The sequence below is a fragment of the Anaeromassilibacillus sp. 1001302B_160321_C8 genome (assembly GCF_015554745.1).
GTDB classification, from domain to species: domain Bacteria; phylum Bacillota; class Clostridia; order Oscillospirales; family Acutalibacteraceae; genus Anaeromassilibacillus; species Anaeromassilibacillus stercoravium.
Genome location: NZ_JADNJD010000020.1, coordinates 19,600 through 46,369, shown reverse-complemented (window position 1 = coordinate 46,369; position 26,770 = coordinate 19,600). Strand labels below are relative to the sequence as shown.

The 26,770-nt window shown below is 54.3% G+C and carries 32 protein-coding genes; 27 read left to right on the top strand and 5 right to left on the bottom strand.

Going from position 1 to position 26,770, the window contains the following annotated elements; all coding sequences use genetic code 11:
• Positions 1-106: 106 nt before the first annotated feature.
• Both nox and I2E77_RS12300 read right to left on the bottom strand, forming a co-directional pair.
• Positions 107-1,441, bottom strand: coding sequence for a H2O-forming NADH oxidase (nox, locus tag I2E77_RS12305; RefSeq protein WP_195451326.1), 1,335 nt, complete (start codon positions 1,439-1,441; stop codon positions 107-109).
• 47 nt (positions 1,442-1,488) lie between these two features.
• A complete protein-coding gene (locus I2E77_RS12300) occupies positions 1,489-1,941 on the bottom strand; it encodes a hypothetical protein (RefSeq protein ID WP_087231716.1) in 453 nt (150 codons plus the stop codon).
• Positions 1,942-2,350: 409 nt separating this feature from the next.
• On the opposite strand from I2E77_RS12300, the gene I2E77_RS12295 reads away from it, so the two are divergent.
• The 4 genes from I2E77_RS12295 to I2E77_RS12280 all read left to right on the top strand — a co-directional run bounded on the left by I2E77_RS12295 (position 2,351) and on the right by I2E77_RS12280 (position 4,229).
• Complete coding sequence (locus tag I2E77_RS12295; RefSeq protein ID WP_195451325.1) at positions 2,351-2,995, top strand: polysaccharide deacetylase family protein; 645 nt, start codon at positions 2,351-2,353, stop codon at positions 2,993-2,995.
• A 47-nt stretch (positions 2,996-3,042) separates the two neighbouring features.
• A complete protein-coding gene (locus I2E77_RS12290) occupies positions 3,043-3,279 on the top strand; it encodes a hypothetical protein (protein WP_087231722.1) in 237 nt (78 codons plus the stop codon).
• Positions 3,280-3,385: 106 nt separating this feature from the next.
• The gene (locus tag I2E77_RS12285) at positions 3,386-3,928 is read left to right on the top strand and encodes a hypothetical protein (protein WP_191441374.1); all 543 of its coding nucleotides are present in this window, start codon (positions 3,386-3,388) and stop codon (positions 3,926-3,928) included.
• Positions 3,929-4,031: 103 nt separating this feature from the next.
• Entirely contained in the window at positions 4,032-4,229 is a 198-nt protein-coding gene (locus I2E77_RS12280; protein ID WP_054323039.1) for an alpha/beta-type small acid-soluble spore protein, read from the top strand.
• Positions 4,230-4,313: 84 nt separating this feature from the next.
• Here the strand turns inward: I2E77_RS12280 and I2E77_RS12275 are convergent, their stop codons facing one another.
• The gene (locus I2E77_RS12275) at positions 4,314-4,691 is read right to left on the bottom strand and encodes a BofC C-terminal domain-containing protein (RefSeq protein WP_191362877.1); all 378 of its coding nucleotides are present in this window, start codon (positions 4,689-4,691) and stop codon (positions 4,314-4,316) included.
• 107 nt (positions 4,692-4,798) lie between these two features.
• On the opposite strand from I2E77_RS12275, the gene I2E77_RS12270 reads away from it, so the two are divergent.
• The 5 genes from I2E77_RS12270 to pdaA all read left to right on the top strand — a co-directional run bounded on the left by I2E77_RS12270 (position 4,799) and on the right by pdaA (position 12,210).
• Positions 4,799-7,168, top strand: coding sequence for a PBP1A family penicillin-binding protein (locus tag I2E77_RS12270; protein WP_195451324.1), 2,370 nt, complete (start codon positions 4,799-4,801; stop codon positions 7,166-7,168).
• 336 nt (positions 7,169-7,504) lie between these two features.
• On the top strand, positions 7,505-8,749 hold the full coding sequence (locus I2E77_RS12265) for a homoserine dehydrogenase (RefSeq protein WP_191395347.1): 1,245 nt from the start codon (positions 7,505-7,507) through the stop codon (positions 8,747-8,749).
• Positions 8,750-8,781: 32 nt separating this feature from the next.
• The gene (thrB, locus tag I2E77_RS12260; protein WP_087231735.1) at positions 8,782-9,678 is read left to right on the top strand and encodes a homoserine kinase; all 897 of its coding nucleotides are present in this window, start codon (positions 8,782-8,784) and stop codon (positions 9,676-9,678) included.
• A 135-nt stretch (positions 9,679-9,813) separates the two neighbouring features.
• Positions 9,814-11,034, top strand: a complete 1,221-nt coding sequence (locus I2E77_RS12255; protein WP_087231738.1) for an aspartate kinase — start codon at positions 9,814-9,816, stop codon at positions 11,032-11,034.
• 369 nt (positions 11,035-11,403) lie between these two features.
• On the top strand, positions 11,404-12,210 hold the full coding sequence (gene pdaA / locus I2E77_RS12250; protein WP_087232261.1) for a delta-lactam-biosynthetic de-N-acetylase: 807 nt from the start codon (positions 11,404-11,406) through the stop codon (positions 12,208-12,210).
• A gap of 132 nt (positions 12,211-12,342) precedes the next feature.
• Here the strand turns inward: pdaA and I2E77_RS12245 are convergent, their stop codons facing one another.
• Positions 12,343-12,807 (bottom strand): divergent PAP2 family protein, encoded by a 465-nt coding sequence (locus tag I2E77_RS12245; RefSeq protein ID WP_087231739.1) that lies wholly within the window; start codon positions 12,805-12,807, stop codon positions 12,343-12,345.
• Positions 12,804-13,586 (bottom strand): TVP38/TMEM64 family protein, encoded by a 783-nt coding sequence (locus tag I2E77_RS12240; protein WP_195451323.1) that lies wholly within the window; start codon positions 13,584-13,586, stop codon positions 12,804-12,806. The genes I2E77_RS12245 and I2E77_RS12240 overlap by 4 nt, the downstream gene beginning before the upstream one ends.
• A 138-nt stretch (positions 13,587-13,724) precedes the next feature.
• Here I2E77_RS12240 and I2E77_RS12235 point away from each other — a divergent pair, with 138 nt between their 5' ends.
• From I2E77_RS12235 to I2E77_RS12155, 18 genes are all read left to right on the top strand, one after another.
• On the top strand, positions 13,725-14,657 hold the full coding sequence (locus tag I2E77_RS12235; protein ID WP_195451322.1) for a TIGR01212 family radical SAM protein: 933 nt from the start codon (positions 13,725-13,727) through the stop codon (positions 14,655-14,657).
• Positions 14,658-14,769: 112 nt separating this feature from the next.
• Positions 14,770-14,985: a DUF1653 domain-containing protein gene (locus I2E77_RS12230; RefSeq protein WP_087231747.1), complete on the top strand. Its 216-nt coding sequence runs from the start codon at positions 14,770-14,772 to the stop codon at positions 14,983-14,985.
• Between the two features lie 10 nt (positions 14,986-14,995).
• Positions 14,996-16,054 carry an alcohol dehydrogenase gene (locus I2E77_RS12225; RefSeq protein ID WP_195451321.1) on the top strand — a complete coding sequence of 353 codons (1,059 nt, stop codon included), beginning with the start codon at positions 14,996-14,998 and terminating at the stop codon, positions 16,052-16,054.
• Positions 16,055-16,070: 16 nt separating this feature from the next.
• Complete coding sequence (locus I2E77_RS12220) at positions 16,071-16,628, top strand: hydrolase (protein ID WP_195451320.1); 558 nt, start codon at positions 16,071-16,073, stop codon at positions 16,626-16,628.
• Between the two features lie 14 nt (positions 16,629-16,642).
• Positions 16,643-17,806 (top strand): alanyl-tRNA editing protein, encoded by a 1,164-nt coding sequence (locus tag I2E77_RS12215; protein ID WP_237967107.1) that lies wholly within the window; start codon positions 16,643-16,645, stop codon positions 17,804-17,806.
• Positions 17,807-17,932: 126 nt separating this feature from the next.
• The gene (locus I2E77_RS13775; protein WP_191405716.1) at positions 17,933-18,952 is read left to right on the top strand and encodes a stage III sporulation protein AA; all 1,020 of its coding nucleotides are present in this window, start codon (positions 17,933-17,935) and stop codon (positions 18,950-18,952) included.
• Positions 18,882-19,379: a stage III sporulation protein AB gene (locus I2E77_RS12210; protein WP_207738254.1), complete on the top strand. Its 498-nt coding sequence runs from the start codon at positions 18,882-18,884 to the stop codon at positions 19,377-19,379. The genes I2E77_RS13775 and I2E77_RS12210 overlap by 71 nt, the downstream gene beginning before the upstream one ends.
• Before the next feature lie 58 nt (positions 19,380-19,437).
• A complete protein-coding gene (spoIIIAC, locus tag I2E77_RS12205; protein ID WP_087231759.1) occupies positions 19,438-19,632 on the top strand; it encodes a stage III sporulation protein AC in 195 nt (64 codons plus the stop codon).
• A 37-nt stretch (positions 19,633-19,669) separates the two neighbouring features.
• Entirely contained in the window at positions 19,670-20,059 is a 390-nt protein-coding gene (locus tag I2E77_RS12200; protein WP_087231762.1) for a SpoIIIAC/SpoIIIAD family protein, read from the top strand.
• Positions 20,060-20,086: 27 nt separating this feature from the next.
• Positions 20,087-21,217 carry a stage III sporulation protein AE gene (locus tag I2E77_RS12195; protein ID WP_243252618.1) on the top strand — a complete coding sequence of 377 codons (1,131 nt, stop codon included), beginning with the start codon at positions 20,087-20,089 and terminating at the stop codon, positions 21,215-21,217.
• A complete protein-coding gene (locus I2E77_RS12190) occupies positions 21,217-21,702 on the top strand; it encodes a stage III sporulation protein AF (protein ID WP_172749596.1) in 486 nt (161 codons plus the stop codon). The genes I2E77_RS12195 and I2E77_RS12190 overlap by 1 nt, the downstream gene beginning before the upstream one ends.
• Positions 21,683-22,249 carry a stage III sporulation protein AG gene (locus tag I2E77_RS12185; protein ID WP_087231771.1) on the top strand — a complete coding sequence of 189 codons (567 nt, stop codon included), beginning with the start codon at positions 21,683-21,685 and terminating at the stop codon, positions 22,247-22,249. Before I2E77_RS12190 ends, I2E77_RS12185 begins: the two co-directional genes overlap by 20 nt.
• Before the next feature lie 73 nt (positions 22,250-22,322).
• On the top strand, positions 22,323-22,907 hold the full coding sequence (locus tag I2E77_RS12180) for a SpoIIIAH-like family protein (RefSeq protein WP_087231774.1): 585 nt from the start codon (positions 22,323-22,325) through the stop codon (positions 22,905-22,907).
• Positions 22,908-23,049: 142 nt separating this feature from the next.
• Positions 23,050-23,457, top strand: a complete 408-nt coding sequence (gene nusB, locus I2E77_RS12175; protein ID WP_087231777.1) for a transcription antitermination factor NusB — start codon at positions 23,050-23,052, stop codon at positions 23,455-23,457.
• Complete coding sequence (locus I2E77_RS12170; RefSeq protein ID WP_195451318.1) at positions 23,450-24,391, top strand: peptidase M22; 942 nt, start codon at positions 23,450-23,452, stop codon at positions 24,389-24,391. The genes nusB and I2E77_RS12170 overlap by 8 nt, the downstream gene beginning before the upstream one ends.
• Before the next feature lie 40 nt (positions 24,392-24,431).
• Entirely contained in the window at positions 24,432-25,688 is a 1,257-nt protein-coding gene (gene xseA, locus I2E77_RS12165) for an exodeoxyribonuclease VII large subunit (protein WP_195451317.1), read from the top strand.
• Positions 25,663-25,872, top strand: a complete 210-nt coding sequence (gene xseB / locus I2E77_RS12160; protein ID WP_191362866.1) for an exodeoxyribonuclease VII small subunit — start codon at positions 25,663-25,665, stop codon at positions 25,870-25,872. Before xseA ends, xseB begins: the two co-directional genes overlap by 26 nt.
• Complete coding sequence (locus I2E77_RS12155) at positions 25,869-26,747, top strand: polyprenyl synthetase family protein (protein WP_191395354.1); 879 nt, start codon at positions 25,869-25,871, stop codon at positions 26,745-26,747. The genes xseB and I2E77_RS12155 overlap by 4 nt, the downstream gene beginning before the upstream one ends.
• The last annotated feature ends 23 nt before the right edge of the window (positions 26,748-26,770 follow it).

Here is a 26,770-nt window from a genome sequence, read left to right as displayed (position 1 = left end):
CTTCACAGACAACAAGCCCTTTCGGTTGCTTGAGCAATTTCTTCAAAAATATTGTCTAACTTTTCGGGGTCACTTCATTTCAGGAAAGAATCCGGATTTTATCCGTTTATTCTGCGTTTAATGCAGCCATAGTAATATAGTTGTACGGTTGGTTAAAATGCGGCAGGAAGAAGAGATCCAGGAGCTTCAGGCGGTCGATGGTGACCTTCTCCTGAATGGCCAGGGAGAAGAGGTGAATCCCCATGGAAATGTCATAGCGGGAGGCCATCTGCGTGCCGACGATCACGCGGTTATCCCGACGGTAAACAATCCGGATCTTCACCTTTTCATTATGGTTCATAAAGCGTGGCTTTTGGTAGTCCTCGAAATCGGCGGCGCACACATCCAACCCATACCGCCGCGCTTTTTCGAGGGAGAGGCCGGTGGAAACCATATTGAATCCCCAGATGCTGATTCCGTTCGATCCCTGGACGCCTTCCGTCTCGATTTGACCGCCGCAGGCGTTTACTGCGGCAACGATGCCGGAGCGCACCGCATTGCTGGCGAGTGCGATGTAATTCACGTCTCCGGTTGAATTGTCATAGACGGTCGCGCAGTCGCCAATGGCGTAGACGTCCGGCAAATTGGTGCGCTGCTGCCGGTTGACCCGATATGCGCCGTTGCGGAAACGCTCCAGCCGCTCCCCGCCGAGCTTCGAATTGGGACGGAATCCAACGGCCAGCACCGCCATGTCCGCGTCGTATTCGTTTTGATCTGTTAGGATTTTTTCTACACGGTTTGTGCCTTCTATCCGTGTGACGCTTTCGCCAAAGGCCAACTGGACGCCATTTTTTTCCAGCACTTCGGACATCAAGTTTGTGAAATCGCTGTCATAGTATCCGGACAGGCAGGTGGGCGCACAGTCGATCAAGACAACCTCTTTGCCATTGCGCTTAAATGCCTCCGCCAGCTCCACACCGATGTATCCGGCCCCAATGACGGCGACCTTCTGTATTTGATCGGTGTGGAGTTTTTGGATGACCTCGTCCGCATCCTGGTACCGTTTGACCAATTGGACGTTTTCCAAGTCTTTGCCGGGAATATCCGGGATGATTGGTTGGGAACCGGTTGCCAAAATCAATTTTTCATATGGTTCTTCATAGCGGGCGTGGTCGTAACCCTCCGCATAGACAATCTTACGGTCAAAATCGATTTTTGTCACCGTGGTCAGCATGTGCACAAGAGCGCCTTTTTGTTGTAGAAGCTTTTGTGAGGAATAGAACAACCCTTCCGGCCCGGAGATTTGGCCGCCGATCCAGAGCGCCATGCCGCACCCCAAAAAACTGATGTTGGAATTGGCGTCGAAAACCACCACCTGATGTTGGTCAGGGGCTGTATCCAAGATGGTGTTGACCGCGGCGGTTCCGGCGTGATTGGCGCCGATTACAACAATTTTACTCATGACAGAATCCCTACTTTCCTGTTTATCCTCCTGTATACAGGGGAATCTCACCGTTTAGTATGTGCGGGATTTTCGGGATCATCCCTGCGCCACAGAGAACTCTCGGCGCGATCCTGTGCGATCAAAAGCCCAAAGCGGATCATTCCCGCGATCAGTACCAAAAGATTGGCAGTGTGGTTGAGAGATGAGGTGTGGATTTGTTTGGGATTGCCCTGCTGCTTTGCTTGACAAACGGTTTTCCCAGAGAGGCCCACATAAAAGGTAAGGGCAAGCAGGATCAGAATGCTGGAAAAGGTCTGGATGGGGAGCGTCTCCGGCAGGCACTTGCACAGAGCCGGATCCGTCGCCGTGCACACCAGTTTTTGTTTCATGAGGCTTACCGAATAATAGGATAGCAGAATGGCACAGACGGTGACCATGATAAACCACTGTGATCGGGTGAGAACCTGCAACTGCCGGGTTACATCGGCGGGCAGGGACTGAATTCCTTTCTCGGACATCGCATTTCACCTCCATTTTTGATAAAATAAGAGAGGTCTTTCTCAGTTTATGCGAAGCCCGAGAAAGCGGCCGCATATTCCACAATGCCCTTGCATATCCATTTTGCAGACATGTGCATGGTAAGGCATGGAACTTTTCCCTTTTGCACATGGATGGACAGCGGTAAGAAGGGTGGCGTGGTTATGCAGGAAAGATCGGGGAAACCGGTCTCCAAGAAGGAGCAGGGTAGGCAGATATTTGTACGGCGTACCGAACAGGCCATGAAGCGTTTCTTTCAGAAGAAAGGACAAACTGCTCCTCCGGCACAACGGTAGGCGTTCGCTCCGGCTATGTACGGAAATGGTATTGTTCTGGTTTCCACGCAAGCGGCTGCTTTCCTTATTATGTGGTGTATTAGCGATCTTCGTTGTGTTTTATTTGACTATATACCAGATCGCCCCCATCATGGCCGATGCACGGAAGATACAGGAACCCGTCTGCCGTGTGGATACGGCGGAAAAGCAGGTTGCCCTGTCCTTTGACGTGGAGTGGACGGACGTACAGACCGGGGAATTGCTCCGCATTCTCAAGAAGTACCGGGCCAAAGCGACCTTTTTTGTCGTGGGGCGCTGGGCGGAAACGCACCGCGAATCCGTCCTTCAGATTGCCATGGCGGATTGCGAGCTGGGCAGCCATTCCATGGCCCATTCGAATATGCAGAAGCTTTCTCCGGAAGAGCAAGCAGCGGATTTGCAGGCGTGCAATCGCGTCTTGGAGCAGATCACCGGGAAAAAGCCCGGGCTTTTTCGCGCACCCTATGGGGCATATAGCCCGGAACTCCTTTCCACTGCACAAGGGGAGGGGATGCTTTCCATCCAATGGGACATCGATTCCTTGGACTGGAAAAATCTTCCTCCCGAGCAGATCTGCAATCAGATCGTGGAGCAGATTCGTCCGGGTTCCATCGTGCGGTTTCAGAGCAGCGCGCTTAATACGCCCACTGCTTTGGAAAGCCTATTGGAGATTCTTCAAGATGAGGGATATACATTTGTAACCGTCTCGGAGCTATTTTAGCGCTTCAATATTTCAATATTATATAGAAAGGATGGGAGGCAGAAAAGATGGCACGGATTACCCATATTCGCAAATGCAGCCGGCCGATCCGTGTGGAAAGCCGCACGGTGATGGACATCAACACGAACGATGCGTATTTTTCCATGTGGGTTCATGCAGCTGGGCAGGAAATGGGAATGGACTTGCGCCCTCTCAGCATCCAGTTAGACCGGGAGATGGCGCAGCAGCTGCACGATTATCTGGAGGACTTTCTCTCCAAAGGGCATTGGAAAGAGAACCCATAATTTTGTTCGTCTTTTTACATAATATCCAGTGGAATGGTACATACTGCACTTGTGTCGTCCCGGTTTCAGAATGTTCGGCTTCGGCCGGTTTGGAGCGTGCAAGTGAATGACCGATATTCTTCTCTGTGGGAAAAGCAACGACCAGTCCATTGTGAAAGCACTTTTGCCAGCCCTGACAAGATATGGGGGAGTGCGGTATATTCATCCGGAACTTCTCCGAAAGATTGGCGAGGATGAGGCACGCTTTTTGGTCTGCGACTGTGAGCGGATCCCAAAGGTGGAAGGAAGCAGCGGGATTTTATTTTTAAAAAACAGTTTTGATTCGGACATGCCAATTGCCATCCCGGACGGATTCCTTTGTGCATTTGAACCACAAAACCAGCGTGCGGCAGCATTATTGCGTGCTGCAGGGGCGGCGGCTGTGACCTGTGGGATGTGCGCCAAAGAAACGCTTTCTATCTCTAGCCTCGATTATGGCGCGGCGGCACTTAGCCTGCAACGAAGCATCACAACGGTCAGCGGCGACGTGGTAGAGCCGCGGGATATCACAGTGGAACTCCATTCGGCAGTCAGTCCCCGCCAGATGCTTGCGGTATGTATGGTGCTGTTGATGGCGGGCGTGGATTCCTCCTATGGATACGTCATTTAAAAACCCTACAAAAATTGACAATCATAAAACAACGCATGGTACGCAAAATAGGAAGGCAAACGCAAAACAAATTCAAAAACAAAAATTTAAGGAGTGTTTTATGATGTCTAGATCGAATAATAAGAATGTTGTTCCGGAAGCTCGTGCGGCTCTCGATAAGTTTAAGATGGAAGCTGCTGCAGAGGTCGGTGTGAACCTGAAGCAGGGTTACAATGGCGATTTGACTTCCCGTGAGGCTGGTTCTGTCGGCGGCCAGATGGTCAAGACGATGATCCAGCGTTATGAGGAAAACATGAAATAAAACCTTCCCCATTTGAAAAACGCCACGCCAGCAGGTGTGGCGTTTTTGTGTGTTAAGAGAAAGGGGGACCGCTGAAATCTGGCGCTAACTTTCGTAGTCCTCAATCAAGCGGTTGAGGTGTTCCCGATCCGTTACGCGGATGCCTTCCTCCAAAAGAACCTGGTCGGCCTCGGGGAGAAGGCCGACATCTACATCCAATTCCTCAAAGGGGACTTTGCTGTCATTCAGGAAGATGCCGATGCGCCCTTCGTATGTGCGCACAGTATACACCGTGACATGGCTTGCCATGGCGTACGCACCGCTGCTTTCTTGACTTGACAATGTCTCAGGGGTATAATACAGTATATTTGAGCTGGATTCTTCTGCCGTTTCTGGAAGGAACCACCGTTGTGGATAGCCCATCAGCAGCAGGGCGAGAACCAGGACGTCCAGACAGGCCAGCACGATCATCAGTTTTTTCACAGATCATCACCTCATGGGTATTATTTGGAAAATTCGGTAAAATATACAGGACCCCGCACTTTCTGATTGTGCGCGGGATGTCCGGAGAGTGTGAAAGGAGGCGCAATATGCGAAAAACCGACATCAGCAAGTTCAGCAATACCGGCCCCGTGAAGGACAACAGCGCGTCCGATACCGCACGGTCGATCGGGAAAATTCTGGCAAAAGCGTTGATTACGCTGCTGGCAATTTTGATGATCACAGGAACCATCGTGGGGGCGTTTTTGGTCTCCTTCATTTGGAGTATGAAGGATGAAACGATGGCCTATGACCTCAATAAGCTCAAGCTCAACTACACAAGCTTCATCTATGTTTACGATGAAAACGGGAACCCGGTGGAGTATCAGAGCCTCTACAGCAATGAAAACCGCGTCTGGGTAGACTACGGCCAGATCCCCCAGGCAATGAAGGATGCCATTGTCGCCATCGAGGACAAGCGCTTTTGGGAACACAATGGCGTGGATTGGCGGCGCACGCTGGGCGCTGTGACGCAGCTTTTTTCAGAGGGCAGCAGCTACGGCGGCTCTACCATTACCCAACAGCTCATTAAGAATGTGACAGGCGATAAGGACGTCAGCCTGACCCGCAAAGTGAAGGAAATCTTCCGCGCGTTGAATCTGAACAAAGAGTACAGCCGGGAACAGATTCTGGAGGCATACCTCAATGTGGTCAATTTTGGCAGTGGCACCAATGGGGTACAGGCGGCGGCGAACCTCTATTTTGGTAAGGACATCCAGGATTGCGATATCGCAGAATGCGCTGCAATTGCTGGAATTACCCAGAATCCGTCGCGGTATACGCCCCTGGTACACCCGGAAAACAACATGGAACGCCAGCAGGTCGTTTTAGGGGAAATGTATGACCAGGGAAAGATCACCAAGGCGGAGTATGACGAGGCGATGGAGAAGTCCCGCCACATGACGTTTGTCGGCAAAAAGCAGGAGAGCGGCGGTGGCAGCACAGAGATCTGGAACTGGTACGTGGAGACCATGTTTGAGGATGTCAAAGAGGACCTGATGGAGCTGTACAGCTGCACCAGTGCGAAGGCGGAGGACATGATTTACCACGACGGTTTGAAAATTTACTGCGCAATGGATCAGGAAATGCAGAGCATTGCAGAATCCTTTGTAAACAACACGGAAAACCTGCCGCAAAACCAGGAGATCGACCTAGGTTATATTGCGATGGATTACGATGGGCGTGTACTGGCGGTGGTCGGTGCGCGCGAAAAGACGCGGAACCGTCCGTTGAATCTGGCGACCGATGCACAGCGGCAGCCTGGTTCCACGATTAAGCCGATCGGCGTTTATGCGCCCGCGATCGAACTGGGGGCCATCAATTATTCAACGATCGTAGAAGATGCGCCATTGGAAAATTGGAACGGTGATAAGCCGGGTCCCAACAACTTTGACAACCGGTATTTAGGAAATATGACGGTGGAATTTGCGCTGGAGAACTCCAGAAACGCACCGGCGGCGCGTATCTGTAAGGAGATTACGCCAGAAGTTGGGTATACGTTCCTAAAGGATAAGCTCCATTTCACGAGCCTACAACCAGCGGATAACAACATCGCGCCGATCGCCATAGGCGGAATGAGCGAAGGCGTCACCGTGCGTGAGATGACGGCGGCGTTCCAGATTTTTGCGAACGGCGGAAAGTTTACAGAACCGTATACGTACTATTATGTAGAAGACCATGATGGAAACGTGATTCTGGACAACCGGAACAAGGAGCCTGTACAGGCGATTTCTTCCACAACATCGTCGATTATGCATCACTTGCTGAACCGCGTAATCACCGGTTCGCAGGGCAGCGGCCGCCGGGCGGCGATCTCCGGTTGGGAAGTGTTTGGTAAAACCGGCACGACAAACGACCAGAAGGATAGCTGGTTCATCGGCGGTACGCCCTATGCCCTTGCGGGCATCTGGACGGGGTATCGCGATACGCCGACAGCGATGAACAACACGGAAACCAAGTATGCCATCTCCATTTGGCAGGGAATCATGTCGCAGTACTTGGAGAATAAAGAGCCACTGGAATTTACCTATGACGAAAATGTTGTTTCGGCGACGTTCTGCCAGCAGAGCGGCAAACTGGCGACGGGGAGCTGTCCCAGAACGGGGACCGGTTGGTACAAAAAAGACGAAATGCCAGAAAGATGTGATATGGAACATCCTGTTGAAGGGGATGAGACCTCGTCGGCCGGGGACGAAGGTGAGACGCCGGAGGGAACAACGCCGACGGACCCCGCAACTTCCTCGCAGGTGACAGAACCACCAACGGATTCCAGTGTGCCGGAGGAAACGGAACCTGTACCGGAGACTCCTTCGCAGCCGTCTCAGGTTCCACCTCAGGAGCCGGAAGGGAATACGGACAATAATGTTGTGGTGACGCCCGGGGACGACACTTTGCCGCCGGGGATTGTGCCCGTTGGATGATTGAATGTTTGAAAAATATGTGGGGATGCGGAAACGCATCCCCTCTTTTCGTTGCATTTTTGACAACAGTTTTATAAATTAACCTGTTAAAGCAAAGATTGTTGTGTTTTTTGATATTGAATGTCCGTTTAAAAAATGGTAAACTGTAAACATGTTTCTGTGCTCTTGGAGCGGGGAATCTGTTTTTGTATGTTTGCAGAACATCCCTTGAGGATAGCAAATGCCGGTGGCCTTTTTGAAGGGCGGTCGGGGAAAGAGCAGTAAAAATTTGCCCATTTACAAGTTGGTAAAGTTGGGCGAGAGTGACGAATATAGAATAGGGAGTGCTGGTGAAAAATGGTTCAGATAGCAGTTATGGGCTACGGTGTAGTCGGTTCCGGCGTGGTAGAGGTCCTTACGACGCATACGGACCACATTGCAAAGCGTGCAAAAGAAGAGATTGGAATCAAATATATTCTGGATTTACGGGAATTTCCGGACAGCCCTTTTGCGGATAAATTCACCAAATCGTTTGACGATATCATAAACGATCCAGAAGTCCGCGTGGTAGTGGAAGTGATGGGCGGCTTGCATCCGGCGTTTGAATATTCGATGCGCTGCATGGAAGCCGGCAAGAGCGTTGTGACGTCCAACAAGGAGCTGGTGGCAACGAAGGGCGCGGAGCTTTTGAAGGTAGCGCAGGAAAAGAACGTGAACTTCCTCTTTGAGGCCAGTGTGGGCGGCGGCATCCCGATCATCCGCCCGATCAGCCAGTGCCTGGCAGCCAACGACGTTATTGAAATCGCGGGTATTTTGAACGGTACGACGAATTTCATTTTGACCAAGATGATCCATGATTCAATGGATTTCCAGGATGCATTGGCTTTGGCGCAGAAGCTGGGCTACGCGGAGCGCAATCCCGCTGCGGATGTCGAGGGCGCCGATGCGTGCCGGAAGATTTGTATTTTGGCTTCTCTGGCGTTCGGACGCCATGTGTATCCGGAGCAAGTCCACACGGAGGGCATTACCAATATTTCGCTCGCCGATGTCGAGTATGCTGAGCAGTGGGGCGGCGTGGTAAAGTTGATTGGCCGTGTGAAGCAGATGGAGAGCGGAAAGCTTCAGATTATTGTATGCCCGATGTTCATTCCGCGCGAAAGCCAGCTTGCCAATGTGGACGACGTATTTAACGGTATCATGGTACGCGGGGACTCCACCGGCGACGTGGTGTTCTACGGAAAGGGCGCTGGAAAGCTGCCTACGGCCAGCGCAGTTGTGGCCGACGTGATCGATTGCGTCAAACACTTTAAGGCGAGAAAGTACCTCTTCTGGGGAGAAGGAAGCCCGGATTATGTGGAGGATTATCTCGACGACAAGGTAAGCATGTACGTGCGCGCACATACGGACAACGAGGCACTTGCCCTTGGCAATGCCAACCATCTCTTGGGGAAGATCAACCATTTGACGCGCAAGAATGCACCTGCTGGCGAAATTGCCTTTGTCACGGAAACCATGCCGGAGCGTGCCATTGTGGAGAAATTGAAGAAGCTTTCCGAGCTGGGCGTGGCCATCGAGAATACCATCCGCATCGGAGAACTGTAAATGACATATAGAATATAGGAGAGTCGTAGAGCATGATAAGAATACAGATTCCGGCAACCAGCGCCAACTTGGGCTCTGGCTTTGATTCCCTTGGGATCGCATTGACGATGTACAATCAGGTCTGGATGGAGGAGTCCGATACCCTGGATATTTCCTCCAAAGATGACGTAAAGATCCCCACGGATGAGAACAACCTCATCTTTTGGGCGGCGAGGCAGGTCTATGAGAAATGTGGGCGCAAGCTTCCCGGCCTGAAATTGATTCAACAAAACGACATCCCCATGGCGCGCGGCCTGGGGAGCAGCTCCGCCTGCATTGTGGCAGGTATTTTAGGAGCGAACCGCCTGCTGGGAAGTCCCCTCAGCACAACGGAGTTGATCAACCTGGCGGCGGAAATTGAAGGCCATCCGGACAACACGACCCCTGCCATTGAGGGAGGTCTGGTTGCTTCTGCCATTGAGGCGGGCCGCGTCTACAGCGTGAGCGTCCCAGTCTCCGAAAAGATTCGCTTTGCCCTGTTTATCCCGCCGTTTGAACTCAAAACGGAGAAGGCCCGTTCGGTGCTTCCGGAGACATACGCCCGTGCGGACGCCGTATATAACCTTTCGCGTTCCGCGTTGATGACGGCATCCTTGTTCTCCGGTAAATTGGAAAATTTGCGTGTAGCGGTGCAGGATAAGATCCATCAGCCGTATCGTTCCGGCTTGATCGACCATTTGGACAGCGTATTCCGCTTGAGCTATGAATTGGGTTCCCTTGGCACCTATGTCAGCGGCGCCGGCCCCACGATTATCTCCATGATTGATGTGGCGGATACGGACAATTTTGTCAAATATGCGGCCAGCCATCTGGAAGAAAAAGGGATCACCGGTTGGCAGATCCGTATTTTGAATGCGGATTCCAAAGGGGCGCAAATTTCAATCGAATAAAAGCTTTGTTCGGGAGAATCGTGTGCCTTTTTCCGGCTTCTCTCGAGGAAGCTCTTTGCTTTTGCTTTGAGACGTTATCCTGAACGGGATGGCGCTTCACGTACTTTTATTGATAGAGAGATGGAGGATAAACCAATGAGCCTTATCGTTCAAAAATTCGGCGGCACTTCCGTTGCAAACGCCGAACGCCTGTTCAATGTGGCCAACATCGTTACCCAAACATATAAGCAGGGCAATGACGTGGTCGTGGTGGTTTCTGCACAAGGCGATACTACGGACGACCTGATTGCCAAAGCAAATGAAATCAATCCCAATGCCTCGAAGCGTGAGATGGATATGCTGCTGACCTCTGGCGAACAGATCTCTGCTTCCCTGCTGGCGATGGCGATTGAGAAATTGGGCTTCCCGGTGGTTTCCCTGCTGGGATGGCAGGCCGGCTTTTATACCAGCTCCGCCTATGGGACGGCGCGGATTAAGCGCGTGACGCCGGACCGCATTAAAAAGGAGATTGACAAGAGAAATATCGTGGTCGTGACAGGATTCCAGGGGGTCAACCGCTACGACGATATGACGACCTTGGGACGCGGCGGTTCGGATACCAGTGCGGTGGCGATTGCAGCGGTCATGAATGCCGACCTCTGCCAGATTTACACCGATGTGGAAGGGGTATTCACGGCTGATCCGCGCAAAGTGAAGGGTGCGCGGAAGTTGAGCGTGATCTCTTACGACGAAATGCTGGAGCTTGCTTCTTTGGGCGCGCAGGTTTTGAACAATCGTTCCGTAGAGATGGCGAAGAAATACAATATTGAGCTTGAGGTACTTTCCAGCCTGACAAAGGCGAAGGGCACCATTGTGAAGGAGGCAACCAAAGTGGAAAAAATGATGATTAGCGGAATTGCAAAGGACGAGGATGTCGCACGTGTGTCGATCATTGGCGTGCCGGACCGTCCGGGCCTTGCCTTTAAGATTTTCTCAAAGTTGGCCGCTAAGAATATCAATGTCGATATTATTTTGCAGTCCATCGGCAGAAACGGAACGAAGGACATCAGCTTCACCGTCAGCCATGACAATCTCAAGGAGACCATCGATCTGCTGAACCCCTATGTGGATCTGATCGGCGCCACCAGCGTGGTCTATGACGAAAATGTTGCCAAAGTTTCCGCGGTTGGCGCGGGGATGGAGACCCATCCGGGCATCGCCGCAGAGATGTTTGAGGCCCTCTATGAGGCAAATATCAACATCAAGATGATCTCTACCAGTGAAATCAAGATCTCCGTCCTGATCGACAGCAAGGATGCGGATAAAGCGGTTGCTGCGGTGCATGACAAATTCTTTGGAAACGCTCTGGATGCTTAATTGAGAAGCAGGTCTTTTACATATTCGGGATTTTAGGAATACGTTTTTCCTGAGACTTCTATGGGAGGTTGAGGGCAAAAGCAATGTATCTTCGGATGGATTGCATAGATATAAAGTGTCTTCTTATCGTTCGGATAGGAAGGCACTTTTTGATTTTGGTGGAAGGCCCTACTCGTTCTGGAGATTTTCAAAAGCAAGGGAGGCATGAACCCGGTAATTCGCGCATATCTATAAAATGACAGATATGGAAATAGGAATGACAGGCTTCCTATTGGGATGCGGCTTTTCCGTCCTCAATTGCCGCATCCCATTCCATTTGTGCGCCGGTTGTAAGGCGAATGATCGATTTCAAGAATGGCGGTGGAAGATATGGTCATTGTGCTTCGGAAAAAATGGATTCTGGCTGGGCTGCTCTGCCTGCTGCTCTTGGCAGCGGTGCCAGGGATTTTTCATCATGTTACAGATGCAAGCGTCGCGGCATCCGCCTCGGCGAATACCAACTGGGGATTGAGCTTTCAGGAGGAGGGGAAAACGCCGGTCGGCAATGCCTCTGCTGCATCTTTAAAGCAATACGACGCTTACTATGCAGGGGACCCTTCACAGAAAACGATTTACCTCACCTTTGATGCAGGATATGAAAACGGGTATACCCCGGCAATTTTGGATACCTTAAAAAAGCACAACGTGAAAGCCGCCTTTTTTGTGGTTGGAAATTATATTGAGACCAGCCCCGACCTGGTTAAGCGGATGGTCGCAGAGGGGCACATTGTTGGAAACCATACGTACCATCATCCGGATATGTCGAAGATTTCTGCAATGGAAGATTTTAAGAAAGAAATAACCTCCTTAGAGGCGCTGTATAAAGAGACCACGGGTCAGGAGATGGAAAAATTCTATCGCCCACCCCAGGGGAAATACAGCGAAAGCAATTTGAAACAGGCCCAGGAACTGGGCTATAAGACCGTTTTCTGGAGCCTGGCCTATGTGGACTGGTATGTGGATCAGCAGCCAAGCAAAGAGGAGGCGTTCAGTAAATTGCTCCCACGCATCCATCCGGGAGCGGTCGTCCTGTTGCACAGCACTTCCAAGACAAACGCGGAGATTCTCGATGAACTCTTGTGCAAATGGGAAGCAGAAGGGTATACGTTTGGGACATTGCACGATTTGTGCGTTTAAAGCGACGCCCCCGCTTCGCTATGAAAGCGTCGCGGGGGCAGTTCGTCTTTTATAGCTAGGTGTACAGTAAGAGGCGATTATAAACAAAAAGACCGGGCACTGAAACAATTCCTTTTTCAGTGCCCGGTTCGTTTATGCGGAAAGCAATGCCACGCAGATGCCCAATAGCGCGCCGCATAACACTTCAAACGGCGTATGCCCTAAGGAAACTTCCAAGGTTCCAATGGATTCTTTGATTTCTGCCATTTTTCCCGTTTTGTCTGTTTCTCCCAGATATTCTGTGATCTGGTTGATCGCTTTTGCCTGTTCTCCCGCTGCGCGCCGCACGCCCATTGCATCGTATAGGACGACGGCGGCGAACGATAGGGCAAGCGCGGCGATGGGGGAGGCAAAGCCGACCTCCTGTACCGTAGCGATTGCCACAGAACATCCCAACGCAGAATGAGCGCTGGGCATCCCACCCGATTCAGACAACCGTTTTAGGTTGATTTTCTTGTTTTGCAATAAGAATATGCCCGTTTTAATCAATTGGGAGAGCATCCAGGAAATAAACCCCACATTGATAATCCGGTTGCTGATCAGGAGCTGCCAATTCATTGATTTTCCCTCTTTCCAGCTGAATGTATAGTAATTTTCCGATAGATTAAAAGGCCAATTCCACTGATGGCCGCGGTAAGGATAAAGACGGCAATTGCAAAGGTATAGTTTTGCAAGCCGAGCGCCTCTCCGCCGATGGTGGAGGAAATGACGGACGGAATGCGGGCGATGCTCGAAAGGATCAAAAAGGTGCGCAATTTCATCGGGGTCAGTCCGATGAAATAGGTAAAGAGATCCTTCGGCGTACCGGGTATAAAAAATAATATAAAAATAAGGATATTTAACTTTTTTGTGTTCTGAAGAAATTTCAAGGACTGGATCTTTTCACGCGAAACGAAGGCCTCTACCATCCGGATGCCGAACTGTTTCGTCAAACCATAGATGATCACGGAACCCAACGCCGCGCCTACCAAACAGAGAAGCATGCCGGGGATTGCGCCAAAAGCATACCCAGCGCCGATTTCCACGGCTTCCCCGGGGATGATCGCAATTACAACCTGTAACACCATGATTCCGACCAGCGTAAGCGGGCCTAGAATCCCTTGCTGCTCCACCCATGCGCGAAAAGCCTTGCCGTCCGCCAAGAATTCGATCAGTTTTTGCCCGATTGTAGCGGCAAATACGATGGAAAAGATCACAAACCCAATGAGAGATATAAGGCTGACAATACGCCCGCGCCGCAGATACGCAGCATCTTCCGCCTGTTGGACAGGCTTTTCCGGCTTGTCCTTGGAATGGGAAAACGAAGTATTGCAACAAAGTGGTCCTTCTTTCGTCATATTGATACGCCCCTTGCACTTTTTGATTCTGCGTGCTATTCTACAAGTAAAATCTTACAAGTCTACCCACGAATTTCTTAAAGAAATCTTACATGTGGAGAGGTTGCAAAGATATTTTGAGTGCAAAGAGGGAAAGAAATGGAGCATCCATTTCCGTATGCGGATGACAATAAACGGTATCACACGCTCGCATATCACCTGAAAAAGCGATTCGGAAGGCGGGTTTTTAAAGCTTCGATCGACGCCGGTTTTACGTGCCCGAATTTAGACGGGACGCGGGGAACCGGCGGCTGTACCTATTGCCAGGGTGGAAGCGGTGCATTTGCACCAGGGCCGTCGCTCTCCGTTTCCGATCAGGTACGGCAGGAGCAGGCCCGTATCCATTTAAAATGGAAAGACGCCCCTGTGATTGCCTATTTTCAAGCGCACACCAACACCTATGCGCCGTTGGATACCCTGAAAAGGAAGTACGAGGAGGCGCTTTCGGTGGACGGCGTGTGCGGGCTGAGCATTGCAACGCGCGCGGATGCCCTTCCAAAAGAAACGGTCGCGTATCTCGCGCAGCTCTCCCAGCAGACTTACCTCACCGTTGAGCTTGGCCTACAGACCATCCACGACGGGACAGCGGAGAGGATCCACCGGGGGCACTCCTATGCAGAGTTCCTTCACGCCTACCAAATTCTAAAAGGCCATGGTATCCGCGTTTGTGTCCATCTGATCGACGGCCTTCCGGGGGAGACGCAATCCATGATGTTGGAGACAGCGCGTGCGGTCGGCCGATTGAGGCCGGACGCCGTAAAGCTGCATCTCTTGCACATCCTGCGCGGAACGCCTCTTGCAGAGGAATTCACCGCCGGGAAACTGGAGCCCATGACGCGGGAAGCCTACATTTGCACGGTCTGTTCCCAGCTGGAGCGTTTGCCACCGGAGACGGTGATCGAGCGCGTGACCGGGGACGGGCAGCGCGAAATGCTGCTGGCGCCCTTGTGGAGCCTGGATAAAATCGCCGTATTGGGCGGCATCGACCAGGAGATGGCGCGCCGTGATACAATCCAAGGGGCCCTTTTCTAAAGAAAAGGACTCCCCTCCAATATACGAGGGTTGGGAAAAAAAGTCAAGCAAATCGAGAGGAAAAGATGTAATTCAATGAAGAAAATGGAAAGTGAATGGGAGGGAGTGGACCATGGAACAAATTCGCCCGGGAAAATACCGCCATTTTAAGGGCGGCGAATATCGAGTGTTTTGTATGGCACGTCATTCTGAGACCGGCGAGGAAATGGTGGTCTATCAGGCGCTCTATGGGGAGCGGGGAATCTGGGTACGCCCGGCCTCCATGTGGAATGAAACCGTGGAGCGGGATGGAAAGACGTTTCAGCGATTTACTTATATAGGAGAATAGGAGGAGCATCATGCAAAAGACCATGTTGGCGGCAGTTTATCACGGGTTGGGCGACCTGCGTTTGGAGGAGCGCCCCGTCCCCGTGTTGAAAGAGCCGGGCGATGCAATAGTAAAAGTGACCCTTTCGACGATTTGCACCAGCGACCTGCACATCTTGAACGGAGCGGTCCCGCGGGCCGTACCGGGAACAGTGTTGGGGCATGAGTTTGTCGGAGAGATTGTCTCCGTTGGGGAAAGCGTAAAAAAGCGCAAGGTGGGCGAGCGTGTTGCGGCCAACTGCATCACCTTTTGCGGGGACTGTTGGTTTTGCCGCAAAGGGTTTATCAACAACTGTACGCATGGCGGCTGGGAACTCGGCTGCCGGATCGACGGCTGCCAAGCGGAATATGTCCGCGTGCCATATGCGGATACAGGGCTTACCCCAATCCCAGACCATGTGACCGACGACAATGCGTTGTTTTTGGGAGATATTCTATCCAGCGGGTATTTCGGCGCGGAGCTGGCGGAAATTCAGCCGGGGGATACGGTCGCCGTGATCGGCGCTGGACCGGTAGGGCTTTGTGCCGCCATGTGTGCGGGTTTGTTTGGCGCGGGGGATGTCATCCTATTGGACATTGACGCGCACCGGCTAGAGCTTGCAAAGCGATTGGGGCTCGCTACATATACGATCAATCCTTCCGCAGAATCCGCAGAGGAAGCGGTGCGCGCTTTGACGCAGGGGCGCGGCGCGGACGCTGTGATCGAAGCGGCGGGCGGTGCGGATACCTTCCAGACAGCGTGGCAGATCGCCAGGCCGAATTCCGTCGTGGCCCTGGTCGCCATGTACGAGCAGGCGCAGCCGTTTCCGCTCCCAAACATGTATGGCAAAAATTTGATCTTTAAGACGGGCGGCGTGGACGCTGTCCATTGCGACCGGCTGATGAAGCTCATCGCGTGTGGAAAATTGAACACGGATTTCCTGATTACCCACCGCGCCCCACTGAACGATCTTATGGAAGGGTACCGTGTGTTCGGCGGCAAACAGGAACATTGTTTGAAATGGGCGGTCACTCCGCCAGTAAACAAATAGAAAGGATGGAAAAACCATGATACCAACACTGGAACAGGCGCAAGCGCTATTGGAACAATATAACCAGGATGCCTTCCATCTCCGGCACGGGAAAATCGTATCGGGGGTAATGGGATGGTTTGCAAAGGAGTTGGCCCCGGACGAAGTGGACTTTTGGAAAGTGGTCGGCCTGCTGCACGACCTCGATTTTGAGAAGTACCCGGAGCAGCATTGTATCAAAAGCCAGGAGATCATGCGGGAAAACGGTATCGACGAGCGCATCATCCGCGCAACGGCCAGCCATGCGTATCCGGCGGTGGACATCCGGCCGGAGCACATCATGGAAAAGGTCCTCTATGCGACCGATGAGCTCACGGGGTTGATCGGCGCAGTGGCCTTGATGCGCCCTTCGAAGAGCGTTTCTGACCTGGAAGTGAAATCGGTCAAGAAGAAGTTTAAGACCCTCAATTTTGCCGCAGGCTGTTCGCGTGAAGTGATCCAAGCGGGCGCGGATATGCTCGGTTGGCCGCTGGAAGAGTTGATCCAAAAGACGATCCTGGCTATGCGCAGCCTGATGGACGAAATGGAAATCTGAGGAGGAAAACCGCAATGGAAACAATGCCGACGCAGCGGCTTTATTATGAGGACGCCTATTTACAGCAGTTTACAGCGGTTGTCACCAGCTGTGAAGCGCAAAAGGATGGCTATGTTGTTACGCTCGACCGGACCGCGTTTTATCCGGAGGGCGGCGGACAACCTGCGGACCACGGCACGCTTGGCGACGCCAAGGTGTTGGATGTCCAAGAAAAGGATGGCAATTTGCTGCACACCACGGACCATCCGCTTGCGGTGGGAACAAGCGTGGAAGGAAAGATCGACTGGCCGCGGCGCTTTTTGTTTATGCAGCAGCATACCGGGGAGCATATCGTTTCCGGGATCACGCATCGCCTGTTCCATTTGGACAATGTGGGGTTCCACATGGGGGCGCAGGCCGTTACGGTCGATTTTAATGGGGAGCTCTCTGCGGAGCAGATGGCCCAGGTGGAACGTTTGGCCAACCAAGCAATTTACGAAAATCTGCCGATTCTGGCGGAATGCCCGCCCAAAGAGAAGCTGGCGCAGATCGATTACCGCAGCAAAAAGGAGCTGACCGGGGAGGTCCGGATCGTGACGGTGCCTGGGTACGATTGTTGCGCCTGCTGCGGCCTGCACACGGCGCACACCGGGGAGGTGGGCGCGATCAAAGTGCTTTCCGTGCAGCGCTATAAGGGCGGCGTCCGCGTGACGCTTCAATTCGGCAGTCGGGCGATTCAAGACTACGATGAAAAGCTCAAGAGCGTCACGGCGATTTCGGTCCTGCTCTCCGCAAAGCCGGAGGAAGTAGTTGATGCGGTCGAGCGCTTACTCGCTGAGCGGGACGGCCTGCGCCAACAGGTCTACCAGCTGCAACAGGAGATTTTTACGCAAAAAGCCGCGGCTGTACCGGAGGGGCAGGAGCGTGTTTGCTTCTTTGAAGAGGGATTGTCCCCGGACAGCCTGCGCCATTTTTGCCTGGCCCTTGCGGAGCGCGCTGGGCTGGCGGCGGTGTTCTCTGGAAGCGATGCAGAAGGCTGGAAATATGCCGTTGCAGGCCAGGAGGACGTCCGGCCGTTGGGAAAAGCGCTCAACCAGGCGTTTGCTGGCCGCGGCGGTGGAAAGGCCGCGCTGGTCCAAGGGTCGGTGCAGGGGACGCGCGAGGCGATCGAATCGTTTGTTTTGCATACGGCGATTTGACCAATAGAAAGAACAGAATGATAAAGTGTTTGGGTTGTGCCCTCGGAGGGATTTTCCTTCCGAGGGCCTTTTTTGTTCTAAGAAGTGGCCCTTGTCCATAGATATGTATGGAAAGGAGGACAAGAGATGGAAAACAACTATGAAAGCAGATTCGATTCGGCGGCGCGTGCGGTCTGCGACCGTCTGCGGAACTATCTGTTCCTGCTGCCGACCGACATGAAGGAGCAGGCGCAGGAGATCCGCTTCCGGGTCAACCAGCCGGTCTCCATCTGTTGTACGGGCGGCGTATATTTTTTGAATCGGAACGGACGGCCTTCCTGCCGGCCAGAGCCGGACGGGATGCGGGCAACCCGCGAGGACATCGATGAGACCTTCCGGGGAATCTGTAGCTATTCGGTATACAGCCACCAAAATGAGATCAAGAACGGCTTTATCACCCTCAGCGGCGGGCATCGCGTGGGCCTTTGCGGGACGGCGGTGATCTCCAACGGAAGCATCGGCAGCCTGCGGGACATCAGCTCCATCAATATCCGCATTGCGCGCCAGGTGTATGGATGCGCCAGCGCCGTGCTGCAAGCGGTGGGGAAGAATCTGCGGGAAGGGGTGCTGATTGCCGGGGCGCCTGCCAGCGGAAAAACAACCATTCTGCGCGACATGGCTAGGCAGCTGTCCTCCGGCCTGTGCGGAGATGTGCGAAAGGTGGCGGTGGTGGATGAACGCGGGGAACTGGCGGGGACGTATCGCGGGGTGCCGCAAAACGATTTGGGGCCTTGCTGTGATGTACTGGACGGTTATCCAAAGGGGGAAGGGATTCTTCAAGCCATCCGGTCGCTTTCCCCGGAGTTTATCATCTGTGACGAGCTGGGAGGTCTGGCCGATGTGGAAGCCGCCGCCCAGGGCCTGAATGCGGGCGTCGGCATGATTTCAAGCGTCCATGCGGGAAATGTGCGGGAACTTCTGCGCCGGCAGCAGGCGGTCAGCCTCCTTCATACCGGGGCGTTTGGCTATGTGGTGCTCCTGGAAGGAAGCCGGGAACCCGGCCGTGTGGCGGAGGTATACAAGGCAGGTGAGTTGCTTGCTCAAGGTTCTGGGAATTCTGTTGCTGATCGCGGCCGGGACCATAGCGGGATATGTACAGTCGCATAGGCTCTCGCAGAGGGTTGCACAGCTTGAGGAGATGCTGCGTTTCCTGAACGCGGCGCAGACGGAGATCCGCTATTCAGCGGCGTCCGTTGTGGAGATTCTCCAGAGGCACGGGAGTAGTCTTGCCTGTTTGCAGCAGTGTTTGGCCTATTGCAGAGCGGGAGAGGATTTCCACACCGCCTGGGAAGGGGGGGTGCGCACAGGGGCGAAGGGGACGGGCCTGACCGAGGAGGACCAGACCTTGTTGCGCGACTTTGGGAGCGGCTTTGGGGCCAGCGACGTGGAAGGGCAGCTTTCTCATTGCCGCCTGTACGCGGAGCTGTTCCAAGACCGGTTGGAGCGTGCGCGGCAGGAAAAGGCACGCAAAGGAAAGCTCTACCTGATGCTGGGATCGTTTTCAGGCATTGCCGTCGCTTTATTCCTATGCTGAACGGCGGAATATCAAACACAGCCCTGGTTCGAACCAGGGCGATGGGGAGGAAAAGAAAATGGATGTGGATCTGATCTTTCGAATTGCCGCGATTGGCATCATCGTCGCCGTGCTCAACCAGCTTTTGGTTCGCTCCGGAAGGGAGGAACAGGCCATGATGACGACGCTGGCCGGGTTGATTGTCGTACTGATGATGATTATCCAGCAGATCGACGTGCTGTTCCAGTCCATCAAATCCATTTTCGGGCTGTGACGGTGCAATGGATCTGCCCCAGTGGGGAGGTGCGGGGATGAACATCATCGGCATTGTGGGCACGGCGCTGATTGCAGCAATCTTCGCGGTGACACTCAAGCGGTATAACCAGGAATATGCGGTCATCATCAGCATCATCGCCGGGGTGGTGATCCTGGTGGAGATCCTGCGGAATATCTCTCCGGCGGTTCGGGAGATCACGACCCTGCTTTCGGGGGTGGGGCTCACACAGGAGTATGGATTGATTCTGTTTAAGACGCTGGGCATCTGTTTCTTGGCGCAGTTTGCGGCCGATTCCTGCCGGGACGCCGGGGAGAGCGCCCTGGCGTCCAAGGTGGAACTTGCAGGGAAGATCTCCATTCTTGTGCTCTCCCTGCCGCTGTTTGAGGATATTGCGCAGACGGCCCTTGGGCTGATCGGCGGATAGAAAAAGGATGGATGTCGATTGAAACGGATGGTTTGCCTGGCGTTGGCGCTCGTCCTAACGGTGTTGTTTGCGCCCATTGCGTGGGCGGAATCGACGGAGGACTACTATACGGAACAATTGGAAGAGAGCGGTGCGGCCGACTTGCCGGAGCAGCTTCCGCAGGAGACGCAACATACGCTTGAGGAACTCGGAATTGACGGGACGGATTGGCAGGCGTTGACTTCGATCACGCCGGAGGCTCTCTTTTCGGAAATCGGCGGCATGGCGCAGGAAAACGCCCGAGGGCCGCTGCAAGCGGCAGCCTCGGTCATTGCCGTTATGTTGCTTTGCGCTCTATGCAATGGGATGAAACTGTCCCTGGGGGAAAAACAGCTCGGCGGAGTGATCGGCATGGTTGGCGCGCTCTGCGTGTGCACCACGGTGGTGGGGCCGGTGGTGGCGTGCATTGAGCATGCGGCACAAGTGGTGCAGGCCGCAGCGGGCTTTCTTCTGGCCTGTGTGCCGGTCCTCGCCGGCATCATGCTGGCCGCAGGGCAGCCCGTCTCCGCAGGATCGTACAATTTACTGATGATGGCGGTCGGGAATGTCATTTCCATCCTTTCTGCCAGCATTTTGGTCCCCTGCCTCAACATTTTTCTGGCCCTCTCCATTGTGTCTGCTATTTCCCCAGGGGTAAACCTGAGCGGCATCTGCAACGCGTTTCACAAGGTGGTCAAATGGGTGCTCGGCTTTTGCATGACGGTCTTCGCCGGCTTGCTGACGGTACATAGCATCGTGGCGTCCTCCATGGATGAGACGACGGCAAAGGCTGCCAAATTTGTGGTCAGCAGTTTTGTACCCGTGGTGGGGAGCGCTTTGGGAGACGCTTTACAAACGGTGACCGGCTGTGTAAAGCTGCTGAAATCCGGCGTGGGAGCCTTTGGCCTTCTGGCGGGCGCACTGATCTTTTTGCCCGTCATCCTGCAATGCCTGCTTTGGATGGTGACGCTCAACGTCTGTGCAGGGGCGGGGGATGTCTTTGAGCTTAAGGAGATCACCTCGCTGTTGCGGGCGGTTGCCAAAGCGGTCGAGTTGATTTTGGCGATTGTGCTGTGCTGTATGACCATCCTGACGGTTTCTACAGCGATTGTACTGCTGATGGGAAAGGGGGGAGGATGATGGGGGCGGTCCGCGAATGGAGCGCGGCCATCTGCCTGGCGGCTTTAGCGGCCGCCCTGTTACAGGGATTGGCGCCGAGCGGCGCAATGGAACGGATGGTAAAGCTTGTGCTCGGGGCGTTTGTCCTTTGCGCGCTGGCCATGCCCTTGAAAAACCTGGGGATGCAGATCGCCTGGACTTTCCCCATCGAAGGGCAAGTACAGGAGAATACCCAATTGCAAAGCACAGTGGAAAACCAGATGGAGACCGCGGCGCGTGCCAGTATTGAGAACCTCGTTGCGGCAGAGCTGAGCAGAATGGACATAAAAAGTGAAAAAGTTGTGGTGTGGATGGATACAAACGCGGACAACAGCATAGGTATTAACAGGGTGGAGGTCACGCTGGCCGAAGAATACGGCGGGGACTGCGCCCGAGCGCAAGCGCATCTGCGGGAGACGCTTGGGCTGGAAGTGGAGGTAACGGCGCATGGCGACGAAGGATCGTGAAGAAAAGAGTTGGTTTGAAAAGTTTGCGGAGAACGAAACCTGCCGCAAATGGGTTGTGATCGCAGGGGTGGCGGGCATTGCGCTGATCTTTCTGTCCGGGCTGTTCAGCCCGGGAAAGGAGGAGACGCAGGAGGCGTCCTCTCAACCGGCGGCGCAGTCCGCGCAGGCGTATACGCAGGAGCTGGAGCAGAGCCTTGCCGAATTGGTCACCAACATTCAAGGGGCGGGCAACGCCAAGGTGATGGTGACGGTGGAACGCAGCGCGGAACAGGTGTATGCACAGGAGGAAAAACGCAGCACCCAGACCACTGAGGATCGCGGCTCCAACAACAGCACAGAAACCAACTACATCCTGGTGAAAGACGCCGATGGCTCCCAGCGGGCGCTGGCCGTGACCGAGGTGCAGCCGGTTGTCAAGGGGGTGGTAGTGGTGTGCGACGGCGGGGACGATCCGGTGGTGCAACAGCGCGTGATCGATGCTGTGACCACGGCGCTGGATATCACATCGGTCCGGGTCTGCGTGGTCAAAGCCGCGGATACAGGGTAGGCCCGGCCGGATCACTGCTGTGCCCGGCGTTGCAATACAGGGCGAAAATTAACAACAGGAGGAGTACATACGTATGGGTATTGGAAAACGTCAGCTTGTTCTTGCGGCCTTGGTCGTCGCGCTGGGGGCAGCCGTCTATTTGAATTGGCAATTCTCAGGGGATAATCAACTGCTTGCAACGAATACGGTCACCTCGCAGAAGGAACTCGGAGAAGCACAACTGGTCAATGCCTCCGTGCCGTCCTCCTCGGCGCCGGCAGAGTCGTCCAGCGCACCGGTTTCCTCCGAGGCGGGACAGAGCACGGATGCAAACGATTATTTCACGCAGGCGCGCTTGAGCCGTCAAAAGGCGCGGGATGAGGCGGTAGAGCTGCTGGAAAAGGTCTTACAGGACGCGGAACAGAGCGACGCGGCCAAGAAAGATGCGGTTGCACAGGCGGCGGTCGTGGCGCAGAATGTCCTGAAGGAGAGTAATATCGAGAACCTCATCAAGGCCAAAGGGTTTGAGGACTGCGTGGTATTCCTGCAAAACGGGGAATGCAATGTGGTGGTGAAGGTCAAGGAATCGGACCCGAACAACGCGGTGGTCATCAAGGACATTGTGGCTGGGCAGGCGGGCGTCACCTACGATAAGATCAAAATTGTGGAGAACCAGTAGGATTTCTTCTGCGGCTCCCTTGTGCTTTTCTTCCAGACTGTGGTATAATAACCGCGTGGAAGTTTGAAAACCGAACGAACCTTTTGAACCCTCCACAATTGTGGAGGGTTTCTTATTTTGACAAGTTACGCGGAGGAAGCTTATGAAACGAAGCGAAGCCAGAGAGCAGGCGTTTGCCCTGACCTTTGAAAGAACCATCAACCGGGAGTCGGTCAGCCGGATCATCGACGCGGCCGGTTTGTCCAAGGATATGATTGTAGACGATTTTGCAGAGCGCCTTGCCGAGGGTGCGGAGCAGCATGAGGCGGAGATCGACGCACAGATTGAGAAGAATATCCGGGGCTGGAAGATGAACCGCCTGTCAAAGGTTTCCCTGTCCCTATTGCGCCTGGCGATTTACGAGATTTTGTTTGAAGACGAGATCCCGGTCAGCGTTTCGATCAACGAGGCGGTCGACCTCGCAAAGAAATATGGGACGGCGGAGGACGCTCCATTTGTCAACGGGGTCCTTGGATCGGTTGCAAAGGAATTCGGTGAAAAACATGCATAAGGTTCTGGGCATCGATACGAGCAACTACACGACCTCCGCTGCGCTCTATACCGGCGGCAAGATCCGGCAGGAAAAGCAGTTGCTGCCGGTGCGGAAAGGCGAACTTGGCCTGCGGCAGAGCGACGCCGTTTTCCACCACGTGCAGCAACTTCCTCAGATCCTGGAACGGCTGTTCCACGGAGCTGGCGGCGAAGGTGCAATCGAAGCGGTGGGGGCGTCCGCGCGTCCACGCGACCAGGAGGACTCTTATATGCCCTGTTTCACAGTGGGAATAGGCACGGCGAAGGCGGTGGCAACGGCGCTTTCCGTGCCTTTCTTTTCGTTCTCCCATCAGGCGGGGCATATTGCGGCGGCGCTCTATTCCGCGGGGAAGCTTTCCTTTTTGCAGGAGCCGTTTTTGGCGTTCCATGTCTCCGGCGGAACCACCGAGGCGGTGCGGGTCACGCCGGACCGGGAGCATCTTTTCCAGGCGGAGATCGTCGCACGTTCGCTCGACTTAAAAGGGGGACAAGCGGTTGACCGCGTGGGCGGAATGCTAGGGCTGCCGTTTCCCGCGGGGAAATTCCTGGAGGAATTGGCGTTGCAGTCGGATGCTTCGTTTAAAATCCGTCCGTCTATGAAGGGGGCGGATTGTTCCCTCTCCGGCGTGGAGAACCAATGCAGGAAAATGCTCGATCATGGCAGCCCGCGGGAGGACGTGGCGCGCTATTGCCTCCTTTCCATCCTGGCGGCGCTGGACGGCATGGCCTCCGCGTTGCAAAAAGAGTACGGCGGATTGCCGATGCTGTTTGCGGGCGGCGTGATGTCCAACCGTCTCATTCGAGAGGCGCTTACGGAAAAATACGGCGCAGTGTTTGCGGAGCCCGCGTTTTCCAGCGACAACGCGGCCGGCATCGCCGTGCTCACCGAGATGAAACGCTGCGGCGCATGCTAGACGGACTTTGGAATTCTGGATCTCCGGGAGGAATCGGACGATGGTGGAACCGGTGCTTTTGACCGTTACACAATTGAATACGTATATCAAATCCCTGCTGGAGGGGGACCTAAACCTCACAAGCGTCTTCGTCAGCGGGGAGATTTCGAATTTTACCAATCACTACCGGTCCGGACATTTTTATCTCTCGCTGAAGGATGAGAAGAGCGTGGTGAAATCGGTTATGTTCGCCACCTATGCGCGGCGCTTGCGTTTTTTGCCCGAGGATGGCATGAAAGTGATTGCGCGCGGGCATATTGGCGTATATGAGCCCACCGGCCAGTATCAGCTTTACATTGAGGATCTACAGCCGGATGGCGTAGGCGCTTTAAATTTGGCTTTTGAACAGCTCAAAGAAAAACTGGGCGCCGAGGGGCTATTCCGCGCGGACCGAAAAAAACCGCTGCCGCCCTTTCCCACGCGCATCGGCGTGATTACCTCCCCAACCGGCGCGGCGGTGCATGACATTGTGACCATTTTGGCTAGGCGGTGGCCGTTGGCGGAGGTCATATTCTGCCCTGTGTTGGTGCAGGGGGAAGGTGCGGCGCCGCAGCTGATCGACGCTTTAAAGCGGATGAACCGTCTCCGCTGTGCGGATGTCATCATCCTGGGACGCGGCGGGGGATCGCTGGAGGATCTCTGGCCCTTCAACGAGGAGGCGCTTGCGCGCGCAGTGGCCGCATCCAAAATCCCGGTGATCTCCGCGGTGGGGCACGAGACGGACTTTACGATCTGCGATTTCGTGGCGGACCTGCGCGCGCCAACCCCCTCGGCCGCGGCGGAGCTGGCCGTGCCGGATCAAGCGGATTGGCTTTCCACCATCCGAAATCAGGAGGCACGGATGGCCTCTTTTCTGCGTGCAAGGCTGGAACAGCTGCGCCAGCAGGTGGATTCCCTGGCGGGTAGCCGCGTCCTGCGCAATCCACAAGAACTTCTGGCGGTCCAGCGCATGCGCATCGACGAGTTGTTCACGCGGCTTTCCGACGGCATCAAACGAAGGCTGACGGAGGATGAAGCGCGGTTGGCTGCACTCAGTGGTCGGCTGCACGCGCTGAGCCCGCTGCAAGTGCTTTCCCGCGGTTATGCAATCGCCAGTGCCGCGGGCGGTGAAGTCGTTTCCAGCGTGGAGCAGGCGCAAAAGGGGGACAAGCTCTCCCTGCGGCTTTTGGATGGACAGATTGCATGTTTGGTCGAACGGACAGAACGTTTTTCAGAACAGGAGGAATCGGGAGATGGCAAAAAAAGCGACGACGTTTGAGGCTGCGGTTACCCGGCTGGACGAAATTGTCAAACAGCTGGAAGAGGGGGGAGAATCGTTGGATTCCTCCATGAAATTGTTTGAAGAGGGGTCCGCCCTGGCAACACTCTGTTATGAGAAACTGAAACAGGCAGAGCAAAAGATCACCCAACTCTCTACGCTGGAAAAGGAGGAACAGGCATGAAGCTTGACACATATCTTCCCATGATCGAGCAAAAATTGGAGGAACTTCTCCCAAAAGAACACTGCCGGTATGAGCGGTTGATTGAGGCCATGCGCTACAGCCTTTTGGACGGCGGCAAGCGCGTGAGGCCAACGCTCGTTTTGGAGTTCTGCCGGCTGTGCGGCGGGGACGTGCAGGCGGCGCTGCCGTTTGCCTGCGCAGTGGAGATGATTCACACCTATTCGCTCATCCACGACGATCTCCCCTGCATGGACAACGACGACCTGCGCCGCGGGAAACCCTCGAATCACAAAGCCTATGGGGAAGATACCGCGTTGCTGGCAGGGGACGGCCTGTTGACGCTGGCGTTCGCAACCATGCTTTCCCCGGAGAGCCTCGCGGCGGTTGGGGCGGACTGCGCGGCGGAAGCGGCATTTCAGTTGGCGTCCGCAGCGGGCATCCATGGGATGGTCGGCGGGCAGGAGATCGATCTGCGCTCCGAGGGCAAAGCCATTTCCCTGGAAACGCTCCAGGAGATGGACGAAAAAAAGACGGGCGCTTTGATTTTGGCCTCTGCGCGGATGGGCTGTGCGCTCGCCGGGGCGGATGAACGTCAAAGAGACGCTGCTGAGCACTACGCGCGGGCCATTGGCTTGGCGTTCCAGATTGTGGACGACATCCTGGATGTGGAAGGCGACGCGGCGACGCTCGGCAAGGCGACCGGCAGCGATGCGGAAAACCAGAAGTCGACATATGTGTCCCTTTTGGGGTTGGAAACGGCAAAACAGCGCGTGAAAGAGCTCACCCATACAGCCGTGCGCGCATTGGAGCCCTTTGGGGAAGAAGGAAAGGCTTTGGCAGATTTTGCAAAAAGCTTGGCTTCCCGCCGCAGTTAGCAGGGAAAAGGATTGACTTTTTT